Raw genomic sequence first — 9,255 nt, 5'->3', positions numbered from 1 at the left:
GAGTGGTGGAACAATACACCCTGATCCTGCGCGAGCGGGGCTGGCGCCGGGTAACCCCCTTCTTCATCCCCATGGTTATTCCCAATATGGCTGCAGGGCAGGTGGCCATCCTTTTCGGGGCCGAGGGACCGAACACGGCGGTGTGCACGGCCTGTGCGGCGGGCAATCACGCCATCGGCGAGGCCTTTCGGCTCATCCGGGAGGGACTTGCCGATATTATGATCTGCGGGGGGACGGAAAGCCTGATCACTCCCCTTTCGGTGAGCGGTTTTGCGGTCATGAAGGCCCTTTCCACCAGAAACGACGAACCCGAGCGGGCCAGCCGGCCCTTTGACGCCCGGCGGGACGGATTCGTTATGGCCGAGGGCTGCGGAATCCTGGTGCTGGAAGACCTGGAACACGCCAGGGCCCGGGGGGCTCGAATCTATGCCGAACTTGTGGGCTACGGTCTTACCGCCGACGCCCATCACATGACCGCGCCGCACCCCGAAGGAGAAGGAGCGGCCCGATGTATGGAAATGGCCTTGAAGGATGCCGGTCTTTCCCCGGAAGAGATAGACTATATCAACGCCCACGGGACCAGCACCCCCCTAAACGATGCGGCGGAAACCAAGGCCATCAAGCGTGTTTTTGGGGAACATGCCTATCGTCTGGCCGTCTCCTCCACCAAGTCCATGACCGGACATCTTCTCGGGGGAGCCGGAGGGATAGAGGCGGTCTTTACGGTAAAAACGGTGCATGAGGACCTGATCCCCCCCACCATTAATTACGAGGAACCCGATCCGGAATGCGATCTGGATTATGTACCCAATCAGGCTCGGCCCATGCGGGTGCGGGCGGCCATGTCCAACGCCTTTGGTTTCGGGGGGACCAACGCGGTCCTGGTTTTTAAGAAATTCGAGGGATAAGGCCATGCGTATTGTGCTGGCGTCCGATCATGCCGGGTTTGACCTCAAGGAAAAGATCAAGGCCTATCTTGAGGAGCAGGGGCACGAGGTCCTGGATGTGGGGTGCCACAGCTGTGAATCCGTGGATTATCCGGTCTTCGGGGCCAAGGGGCTTGAGAAGCTCCTTTCCGGGGAGGCCGAACGGGGGATCTTCATCTGCGGGACAGGCCTCGGCATGACCATCATGGCCAATCGTTTCCCCGGGGTCCGGGCCGCTCTCTGTCACGACTGTTATACGGCCCGCATGTGTCGGCTGCACAACGACGCCAATGTCCTTACCATGGGAGGCCGGGTGCTTGGAGAGGCCCTGGCCCTGGAGATCGTAAGGATCTTCCTTGAGACCCCTTTTGAGGGCGGGCGGCATGCCCGAAGGCTTGAACTCATTGAGGAATACGCGCGGAGTCTGAAAAATGTTTGAAAGGGTAAAAGAAGTGGACCCGGAAATATGGGAACTCATACGGGGGGAGGCCGAAAGGCTTTCCGGGCAGCTGGAGATGATCGCCTCCGAAAACCTGGCCTCGCGGGCGGTGATGGAGGCCGAGGGATCTCCCCTTATGAACAAGTACGCCGAGGGTTATCCCGGGCTGCGCTATTACGGAGGTTGTCAGTACGTGGATCGGGTGGAGGATCTGGCCCGGGAACGGCTGAAGCTTCTTTTCGGGGCCGAGTACGCCAACGTCCAGCCCCATTCCGGGACCCAGGCCAATATGGCGGTCTATTTTGCGGTGCTCAAGCCCGGAGAGACCATCCTTTCCATGAATCTGGCCCACGGAGGGCATCTTTCTCACGGGGCCCCGGTGAATTTTTCCGGACAGCTTTACCGGATTGTGCATTATGGGGTTTCCCGGGAAACGGAGACCATAGACTATGAGGAGGTACGCCGTCTGGCCCTGGAGCACCGTCCTCGCATGATTGTAGCCGGGGCCAGCGCCTATCCCCGGGTGATAGACTTTGAGGCCTTTGCCCGGATTGCTCAAGAGGTGGGGGCCTATCTCATGGTGGACATGGCCCATATTGCCGGGCTGGTGGCCGCAGGGATCCATCCTTCCCCGGTGCCCTATGCCGACTTTGTAACCTCCACCACCCACAAGACCATGCGTGGCCCCCGGGGAGGGTTTATCCTGGCTCGCGAGCGTTACGCCAAAGTTCTGGATAAAACCGTGTTCCCGGGCATTCAGGGGGGCCCCCATATGAATATCATTGCGGCCAAGGCGGTCTGTTTCCGGGAGGCCTTAAAGCCGGAATTCAAGAGCTATCAGCAGCAGGTGGTGGCCAATGCCCGACGCCTGGCCGAAGTCCTTTCCGCCGAGGGGTTTCGTCTGGTCTCCGGCGGCACGGACAACCATCTCCTCCTGGTGGACCTCACCCCTCAGGGGCTTACCGGGGCCGAGGCCGAGGAAGCCCTGGCGCAAGCCGGGATCACCGTAAATAAAAACGCCATTCCCTTTGATCCTAAACCTCCGCGGATTACCAGCGGAATTCGTATCGGTACCCCGGCGGTGACCACGCGGGGGATGCGCGAACCGGAGATGGAAAAGATCGGCGAGTGGATGGCTGCGGTGCTCAAGAACCCGAAAGACGAAGGGCTTATTCGCGACATCCGGGAGAAGGTCGTGAGACTCTGTGCCGAATTTCCGGTCTATGCGGATCTGGGCTTATGAGTCGTCCTCCCTGGCCGGAATATTTTATGCTGCTGGCCAAGATGGTGGCCCTGCGTTCCGGGTGCAACTCCCGGCCTTCGGGGGCGGTGATCGTCAAGGACAAAAGGATTCTCGCCACCGGCTACAATGGCCCTATGCCCGGGGCCTGGCACTGTACGGATCGTGGTCCGGGATACTGTTTCCGTCGGGAAAAGGGCATTCCGGACATAGATAAGTATAATTTCTGTCGGGCCACTCATGCCGAGGCCAACGCCATCGCCCAGGCCGCCCGTTTCGGGATTTCGGTGGAGGGGGCGGAACTTTACTGCACGCTTGCGCCCTGTTACGTGTGTCTGAAACTCATCGCCTCGGCCGGGATCCGGGCCGTGTATTACGAATACGATTACGAGAGCCGGGACTTTGAACGGGATCGTTTCTGGCGCGAGGCCATCGCTGAGGCCGGGCTTGAGGAGTTTCGCCAGATTACGGTCTCCGAGGAAACCCTGAGGAGTCTTTCCGAGATCCTGCCCTATCCCACCTCCAAGAGACGTCTCCAGCCCACGGAGTTTCTGGCGGTGTTTGAGGAGGGAGGGCGCTACCGGGTGCCCCATCCCGAGGCTCTCATAAACCAGCTGCGCTATCAGGCCAAGATCCAACCCCGCCTTCGGGAGGTGAGTTTCGAGGTGGAAACCCCGGGTGGATTCGAGGAGGAATTCTTCGGGGAGGTATTATTCCCCCATCCGGGAGAGACCCTTCCGGTTTCGGTGGGAGGATTTTCGGGGGAATTCACCCTGGGTCCCGAAGGCCGGTTTCAGCTTTGCTTTGAACGGCTGGACCTGAAGGGGTTGCGCCAGGTGCTGGCCATGGCTGTATCTCTGGCCCGGGAAATGGATAAACTGACCCGGCCCTTTCTTACCCTTTATCTCCGCAGTCTTGACCTCGGGGAAGATTAGGCTATATTTACTTTCCGGAGCTGGGGGGTCGTCTAATCGGCAGGACAGTGGGCTCTGGACCCACCGGTCTAGGTTCGAATCCTAGCCCCCCAGCCATTGTTTTTTAGGACCTTACCTGATCCGGTTCCCCACCCGGATCCTTTTTTCCAGCACTTCGGCCAGGCTTCTCATCCGCCGCACCGTGGACCCGGTCTCCTCAAGCATCCTCTCCCACCGGGAAAAAAGGGGCAACCTCCGCTTGATCAGCCCGAAAAACCAGTAGGCAAAAAGATAGAGCATCCCGAAGGTGAAAAGATAGTGGACCGTACTCCCCAGAAACGGCACCCGAAAGGGAAGCGGAAACTCTATCGTCCCGAAGCGTACCTGCATCCAGTAAAGCACAAAGGGAATCGGCACCAGAAAGGCCGAAGACTGGGCCAGATGCAGGAAAAAGAGCTTCCCGAAGACCTGGTTGGCCTCCTGGTTGAAGATCCGGTAGGCCTCCCCCTCCCCTCTCTCCACCGCCTCCACCGCCAGATTGTTCCAGTGCACCAGTTCCGCAAGAAGGGATTCCGTATAGTTCCTGTTCACCGCCACCATGAGATAGAGCAGGAGTTGCCCCAGAACCACACATCCCAGGGCCAGAAGAAAGGTCCCCAGAAAATAGGCTAGCACCGGGTCTCGCACCAGGTGATAGGCCGGAAGAAAGAGCCGGTCCAGCCAGAGAAAGAGCTCGCGGAGCATCTTTGTTCTCCTCCGGGTTTAATAGGGAGGCACGATGCTGTGTCCCAGAAAACCCTTGGAGGTATAGCGCAGGCCCACATAGATGGCCAGGAGGACAAAAAGACGTTTGAGCCAGATATCGGGGATATACTTCTGGGTCCGGGGGCCGATCATGGACCCGATGAAGATACCCACCAGCTCGGTGCCGATAAGGGGCCACCACACCCGCACCCCTTTGATCAGCATATAGGTGGCTATGCCGATGATCATCTTGATCATCACCACGAAGGCCGAGGTCCCGGCCACGATAAACATGGGCAGTTTGACGACATCGGTCATGAACGGCACCAGGAGAAACCCGCCTCCTATGCCCAGGAAAACGGCGATAATGGCGATGCAGAAACCTCCCAGGGCCGCCACCAGGGGATTGAACTGGAACTCCACCCCGTAGAAGGTGAAGCGGCAACGGGTAAGGCCCAGCTCCAGGACCTTGACCCCCTCGGCGGCCTCTCCCCCCTCTCGGGCCGCCTTCTCGAACCGTTTGGCCGCTTCCCGGGCGGCCTTTCTCTTGGCCAGGGCCCGCTGGGTGGTACCATAGAACATAAACCCGGCCACCAGAAAGACCGCCAGCCCGAAATAGCCGATATATTCCCGCAGAGAGATCTTACCCGCGGTCAGTTCGGCGATACCGAAGGCCCCTCCCACCGCTCCGATGGCCATGGCCACGGCCAGGGGGGCCACGATGCGTTTCATCCGCCAGTAATTGGCGGTGGAAACCAGGGCGCTGAGCCCCACCAGAAACATGTTGGAGACCCGGATGCTGTCGGTGAGAAACTCGTTGAGGGCCAGATTGGTCTTTTTGAATCCCTTGGCGTAGTTGGCCAGACCGAAGATGGTAATGTGTCCCACCCCGGCCATGATACCCCCGAAGGCCCCTACGGTGGAAAAGATCCAGCCCACCCAGAGGGCCCAGAGGAGTCCGATCAGGAGGTGAGGCCTGGGGCCTCCGGGGAGGCCCAGATATCCCCGCGGAGCCGAGGGATCGATGCATCCCTGGGTGCACCCCGGGCCGCAAATAGGGGTTTGGGCAATGATCCGCCCCAGCTTGCCGGAGAGCCCCAGGGAACTCTTAACCGGCACCTTACAGGCAGCCACCGGGGAAGACGGGCCGGAGGTCCCCTTCCCGGAAGCCACCACCCCGCTTTGCAGACCCATTACCCACACCGAAAAAGCCACCAGCAAAAGAAACATGAAAAGATGCCTCCCTACCTTCATCTCTCCCCCCTCAGTAATAAATGAATTCGTAATCCATCATTATCAAATTTTGGTTTTAAAAACAAAGAATCTTGTCGCTATCTCTGATATTTTCGTAAAGGAACTTTTGGGACCCCTTTTGGAGATATTCGTCTTCATCCACTCCGTGGATTTCCATAAGCTTCCCTCAGCCCTTGAAGATGCCCTTGTTCGAGACGAATTTCCTGGCCAGATCAAGGATAGGGAATCTTTCGGAGTGAAGCCTTCGGTAATTTACGGAGGGGCCATTCAAGAAGATCACCACCTCATCGTTTTGGCTGAGAATCAAATTGGCCAGCCGAAAGGCGTTCCAAACGATCTCGGGATGGTCCCGGGAAATGATGATGGTAAATTTCATACCTCACCCTCCTTTTAAGAATTGGAAAAGTAAGGGCAACGGGCCCCTCGGCAGCCATGGGGATGAAGGTCGGAGAAGGAACAGAGAGGAATTGAGCACCGGATTCTAACCTGGGGAAAGAACTCTTCTATTCTTTGTGCGGCCATTTCGAGGCCGGCCCAGAGATAGGCCTTACAGCAGCCGGGCCCAGTAAGTTCCGAAAACCTGTGCAGGAGATCGCCGGTGAATTGCATGACCTCGCGCTGTTCCCGGTTGGTTCCGCAGCGGGACCCGGTAAGATAGGCCAGAACTGCTCCTAGGGCCGGGACTATCCCGCAGATTCCGGTAAGTCCGCAAAATCCGCCCCGGGCCTGGGCCTCGGTGCGATGAAAGATTTCCTCGATTTCAGGGTCGGAAAGAGATAACCCGGCGGCCCTGAGACCCCCCAGGAGAGCAGCGGCGGCAAGAAAGGCATGCTCGCACCCCAGCATGGGGAAGGGATATTCTTCAAGCCACCGCAAAGAGAGGGCCACAGGGTCCGAAGATTCGGAACGAAGGATCCTTTCTTTAAGGGAATCCTTTACCGCCTGTCCGTGACAGGAATCGCATACAAAATGTCTCTCCGGGCAAACCACATAGGCGAGCTTTTTATTCCCGCAATAAAAACACTTTTCTGTCCGGGCCTGCGTCCGATAAACCAGAGGTTTTCCACAGACCATGCAATGCACAGGCTTCGTAGGGACTCTTACACCCCCTTCCCGGGAGCCTGTATCCCCCCTTCAGGTAAATCTTCCGGATCCTCCACACCTCATCTTTTTCCTCCTTTACATCAACATATTAAAATATTTTTATTTAAAGTCAAGCCCCATTGTAAGTCCGGTCTGAGAAGAGGGATCTCCGGGATAAGAAAAGGTGTCTGCCCTTGGGGCCGAGGTAGAAAAAGGGCTTATTGAAGATTCCGTTCCAGTCTCTTGCAGAGATAGGCCGTTGCTTCGGGGGAGAGCCGGAGTCGGCGAGCCAATTCCACCATGGAAAGCCCGGGCTCCTGGGAGAGAATCTTGCGGGTTTCCTCCGTGAGTTCGTCAAGCCATTCTTCGAAGAGGTATTTCAGGTCCTCCGGCACCTCCTCGGGAAGGCTTTCCTTTTCTCCCACCGCGGAAACTATTCCCTTGCAGACCGAACGCGGGTCCACGCCCGCGTCAAAGCACTTGGCCAGTCAGTAATAGACCATGGAGGGGACCCGCCCCTCTTCACCCCGGAAAAGTTCCAGAAAGAGTTTCTCCTGTTCCTCTTCCTCCAGGAGTTGATAGAGTTCGGCCAGCAACTCCCGCAAAAGATCTTTCATTTCTTCCACCGAGAGGGTCTTAAAGAGATCCTTCTTCATTTCCTGCCTCCGGAAAAAGGGATTGGGCCTGGTTCAGTAAATCGAAGATCCGAAGATCCCTGATCCTGTAAAAGACAAAAGGACCCTGTTTGCGCCGATCTACCAGGCCGGCCAGCTTGAGCTCTCGAAGATGATGGGAGACCAGGGGCTGGGAGATTCCCAGAGATTCCACCAGTTCGGTAACCGAACGTTCCCCGCCTTTCAATTCCTCCAGGATGCGCAAACGGTTTTCGTCAGCCAGGGCCTTAAAGAGGATCAGAAGGCGGCGCTGAGCTTGATTCATGTTATAGTCCATCTTACCAGAAATTTTAAGTTTTAAGGAGGAGTCTTGATGGGAATAATCAAAGACCTGGGAGAGACCTATCTGGCCGCCAATTACCGGCGTTTTCCCGTGGCTTTCGTGCGGGGAAAGGGAAGCCGACTCTTTGACGAGGAGGGACGGGAATATCTGGACTTTTGTGCCGGAATCGCGGTCTGTGCCCTGGGCCATGCCCCGGAGGAAGTGGTAAGGGCCATAAAAGAGCAGGCCGAAAGACTCCTGCATGTTTCTAATCTCTACTGGACCGAACCCCAGGCCCGCCTAGCCCGCGTCCTGGTGGAAAATTCCTTTGCCGAAAGAGTCTTTTTCTGTAACTCCGGGGCCGAGGCCGTGGAGACCGCTTTGAAATTGGCCCGCCGCTACGCTTATCTCCGCTCCGGGCCCGGAAAGACCCGGATCGTGGCCCTCGAAAACTCCTTCCATGGAAGGACCTATGGAGCCCTTTCGGCCACCGGGCAACCCGCTTACTGGGAGGGCTTCGAGCCCCTGGTCCCGGACTTTGTGCATGTTCCGGCCAACGACACGGAGGCCCTGATCCAGGCGGTTGACGAGCGGACCTGCGCGGTGATCCTCGAGCCCATCCTGGGAGAAGGGGGAGTGATTCCCCTTAGCCGGGAGTTCCTCGAGACCGCACGTCAGGCCTGCGACCGGGCGGGGGCCCTCCTCATCTTCGACGAGATCCAGACCGGGATCGGCCGCACCGGCCGGCTCTTTGCCTACGAACTTTACGGGGTCGAGCCCGATATCCTCTGCCTGGCCAAGGGGCTTGCCGGCGGACTTCCCCTGGGGGCGGTGCTCGCCCGGGAGGAGGTCATGGCGGCCCTTACCCCGGGTTCCCATGCCTCCACCTTCGGGGGGAACCCGGTTTGCTGCGCCGCCGCTCTAGCGGTGCTCGAAAGGGTGCTCTCCCCGGGCTTCCTCGATGAGGTACGACTTAAGGGAGAGGCCCTGCGCAAAGGGCTTCAGGTATTGGCGGAAAAATTTCCAGAAAAAGTAAAAGGGGTTCGCGGAGCGGGACTCCTTCTGGGCCTTGAGACCCATGTTTCTTCTTCAGAACTCATGCAGGCCCTTTTTTCCCGGGGTATTCTCACCACCGCTCCCAAGCCGGATGTCTTACGCTTGAGCCCCCCTCTTATTATAGGTTATCGGGAAATAGACGCCCTCCTTGGCGCCCTGAAAGAGATCCTTGCCTCTCTTTAAAGTCAAATAAAAGGAGGACTCCATGGATACGCCCCCGGGAGGACTCGAACCTCCGACTCCGGGATTAGGAAGCCAAAGTATCATTTCTCAATCTTTATCATACGCATTCTCTCTTTGCAAATCTTCCGCTTGCTCCACTCAAAAATGACATGATTTCCATCTCTGTGGAGACCTATATGGAGACCAGGCCTGAATCCCTTGAGAATCAACGCCTTCGGGTTTCGGGGGTGGTCTCCATGAGATTCCTCACAACCGAAAATAATCGGATTTGACAAAACCGGGATCTTTTGCTCAAGCCCGATTTTCTTATTATTTGACGGTTTCATAATGGGAGTAACAGGAGATGATGGTAATGATGTCCTCCTCTACGGTGTAGACCAGGCGGTGTTCCTTGCTGATTCGTCTGGCCCATATCCCTTTGAGATCTCCTTTAAGAGGCTCGGGCTTTCCTGTGCCGGAGAAAGGAGACTTAAGGCATTC

General features: G+C 57.5%; 13 protein-coding genes and 1 tRNA gene. 6 read left to right on the top strand and 8 right to left on the bottom strand.

Going from position 1 to position 9,255, the window contains the following annotated elements; all coding sequences use genetic code 11:
* From fabF to F8J34_RS09595, 5 genes are all read left to right on the top strand, one after another.
* The coding region (fabF, locus tag F8J34_RS09615; RefSeq protein WP_297058894.1) for a beta-ketoacyl-ACP synthase II at positions 1 to 908 on the top strand (908 nt) is incomplete at its 5' end.
* Between the two features lie 4 nt (positions 909 to 912).
* On the top strand, positions 913 to 1,365 hold the full coding sequence (gene rpiB / locus F8J34_RS09610) for a ribose 5-phosphate isomerase B (RefSeq protein ID WP_297058891.1): 453 nt from the start codon (positions 913 to 915) through the stop codon (positions 1,363 to 1,365).
* The gene (gene glyA, locus F8J34_RS09605; RefSeq protein ID WP_297058889.1) at positions 1,358 to 2,608 is read left to right on the top strand and encodes a serine hydroxymethyltransferase; all 1,251 of its coding nucleotides are present in this window, start codon (positions 1,358 to 1,360) and stop codon (positions 2,606 to 2,608) included. Before rpiB ends, glyA begins: the two co-directional genes overlap by 8 nt.
* A complete protein-coding gene (locus F8J34_RS09600; protein ID WP_297058886.1) occupies positions 2,605 to 3,540 on the top strand; it encodes a dCMP deaminase family protein in 936 nt (311 codons plus the stop codon). Before glyA ends, F8J34_RS09600 begins: the two co-directional genes overlap by 4 nt.
* A gap of 21 nt (positions 3,541 to 3,561) precedes the next feature.
* Positions 3,562 to 3,636: transfer RNA gene (locus F8J34_RS09595), tRNA-Gln, on the top strand.
* 15 nt (positions 3,637 to 3,651) lie between these two features.
* Here the strand turns inward: F8J34_RS09595 and F8J34_RS09590 are convergent.
* The 7 genes from F8J34_RS09590 to F8J34_RS09560 form a co-directional block, all read right to left on the bottom strand.
* Positions 3,652 to 4,263, bottom strand: coding sequence for a hypothetical protein (locus tag F8J34_RS09590; protein ID WP_297058884.1), 612 nt, complete (start codon positions 4,261 to 4,263; stop codon positions 3,652 to 3,654).
* Positions 4,264 to 4,281: 18 nt separating this feature from the next.
* Positions 4,282 to 5,517: a sulfite exporter TauE/SafE family protein gene (locus F8J34_RS09585; RefSeq protein WP_297058882.1), complete on the bottom strand. Its 1,236-nt coding sequence runs from the start codon at positions 5,515 to 5,517 to the stop codon at positions 4,282 to 4,284.
* Between the two features lie 166 nt (positions 5,518 to 5,683).
* Positions 5,684 to 5,893, bottom strand: coding sequence for a hypothetical protein (locus F8J34_RS09580; protein ID WP_297058879.1), 210 nt, complete (start codon positions 5,891 to 5,893; stop codon positions 5,684 to 5,686).
* 14 nt (positions 5,894 to 5,907) lie between these two features.
* Complete coding sequence (locus F8J34_RS09575; RefSeq protein WP_297058900.1) at positions 5,908 to 6,591, bottom strand: DUF5714 domain-containing protein; 684 nt, start codon at positions 6,589 to 6,591, stop codon at positions 5,908 to 5,910.
* Positions 6,592 to 6,818: 227 nt separating this feature from the next.
* Positions 6,819 to 7,064 carry a winged helix-turn-helix domain-containing protein gene (locus F8J34_RS09570; protein WP_297058875.1) on the bottom strand — a complete coding sequence of 82 codons (246 nt, stop codon included), beginning with the start codon at positions 7,062 to 7,064 and terminating at the stop codon, positions 6,819 to 6,821.
* A gap of 24 nt (positions 7,065 to 7,088) precedes the next feature.
* Positions 7,089 to 7,256, bottom strand: a complete 168-nt coding sequence (locus F8J34_RS09565; RefSeq protein ID WP_297058872.1) for a hypothetical protein — start codon at positions 7,254 to 7,256, stop codon at positions 7,089 to 7,091.
* A complete protein-coding gene (locus F8J34_RS09560; RefSeq protein ID WP_297058869.1) occupies positions 7,237 to 7,539 on the bottom strand; it encodes a metalloregulator ArsR/SmtB family transcription factor in 303 nt (100 codons plus the stop codon). The genes F8J34_RS09565 and F8J34_RS09560 overlap by 20 nt, the downstream gene beginning before the upstream one ends.
* 48 nt (positions 7,540 to 7,587) lie before the next feature.
* Between F8J34_RS09560 and F8J34_RS09555 the strand changes: the two genes are divergently transcribed.
* Positions 7,588 to 8,775 carry an aspartate aminotransferase family protein gene (locus F8J34_RS09555; RefSeq protein WP_297058867.1) on the top strand — a complete coding sequence of 396 codons (1,188 nt, stop codon included), beginning with the start codon at positions 7,588 to 7,590 and terminating at the stop codon, positions 8,773 to 8,775.
* A 309-nt stretch (positions 8,776 to 9,084) separates the two neighbouring features.
* Here the strand turns inward: F8J34_RS09555 and F8J34_RS09550 are convergent.
* Positions 9,085 to 9,255, bottom strand: a 171-nt coding sequence (locus F8J34_RS09550; RefSeq protein ID WP_297058897.1) for a Txe/YoeB family addiction module toxin, incomplete at its 5' end; no start/stop codon positions are given.

This window comes from Thermosulfurimonas sp. (assembly GCF_015491435.1).
Classification (GTDB): domain Bacteria; phylum Desulfobacterota; class Thermodesulfobacteria; order Thermodesulfobacteriales; family Thermodesulfobacteriaceae; genus Thermosulfurimonas_A.
The sequence above is the reverse complement of the archived record's forward strand: the minus strand, read 5'-3'. Positions and strand labels throughout refer to the sequence as shown.